1 protein-coding gene is annotated in these 1,104 nt (G+C 59.2%); it reads left to right on the forward strand.

The genetic code is table 11. From position 1 onward, the window contains the following. Nucleotides 1–49 precede the first annotated feature (49 nt). On the forward strand, nt 50–1,072 hold the full coding sequence (locus tag AWB72_RS28325) for an IS30 family transposase (RefSeq protein WP_087129220.1): 1,023 nt from the start codon (nt 50–52) through the stop codon (nt 1,070–1,072). Nucleotides 1,073–1,104: the final 32 nt, after the last annotated feature.

Genomic DNA, 1,104 nt, shown 5'->3' on the forward strand with positions numbered 1-1,104 from the left:
GGCGGCCTCAAATCCGAAGTGCAACACCCGTTTCGTATAAGGTGTTGCGATGCACGAAAGAACTCAGTATCAACAGCTTCAACCCGAAGAGCGCCTGACCATTGCGAGCCTGCATTTGCAGGGTTCGAGTATCCGGGCCATGGCCCGGATACTCGGCCGTTCGCCAGCCACCGTAAGCCGTGAACTGAGGCGAAATTGTTCTCCCGCTGGCTACGCGTCCGTACCTGCAGAAGCGCTCAGCGCCGCGCGTCGCAATGCGGGTCGCCGTCCTACGAAGCTCTGCCCGCATGGGGTTTGCTGGCGCGTCGTCCTCACCCTTCTCGAATGGAAATGGTCACCCCAGCAGATATCGGGCACACTCAAGCGTATGTATCCGACTGACCCGACTCAGCAGGTTTCGCACGAAACCATCTACACCGCCATCTACGCCCAGCCGCGCGGTGAACTGCGCCGTCAGCTCATCGCCTGCCTGCGCCACGGCCACAGCACGCGCATGCCGCGCACACGGGGTACAGACCGACGCGGACAGATTCCCGACATGGTCAGTATTCATGTGCGGCCGCCCGAAATCGAAGACCGACTGCTGCCCGGACACTGGGAGGGCGACTTCATCAAGGGCGCCAACAATGCGTCATCAGTCGGAGTGCTGGTGGAACGGACAAGCCGCCTGGTGCTGCTGGCTAAGATGGAAGATGCCACGGCTGCTTCCGCGCTGGCAGGCTTCTCTGCCAAACTCAAATTAATTGCCAAGCCATTACGGCAGAGCTTCACCTACGACCAAGGCAAGGAAATGTCGCGACATGTAGAGCTCACCGCCGCTACCGGTGTGAAGGTGTACTTTTGCGACCCGCACAGCCCATGGCAACGCGGCACTTGTGAAAACACTAACGGACTGCTGCGACAGTATCTGCCAAAAGGCACCGACCTTTCGGTCTACAGTCAGGACGAACTTGACGCCATTGCCGACAGTCTGAACGGTAGGCCTCGCGCCACTCACGCCTTCCATTCGCCACTCGAGGTCTTTGCCGCCACACTCGCTTCCGCAGCTCAACGTAAGGGCTCTAAACATTAAATTCGCTGTTGCGCTTCAACCTTGAAACCGCC

The sequence above is a fragment of the Caballeronia concitans genome, assembly GCF_001544615.1.
Taxonomy (GTDB): domain Bacteria; phylum Pseudomonadota; class Gammaproteobacteria; order Burkholderiales; family Burkholderiaceae; genus Caballeronia; species Caballeronia concitans.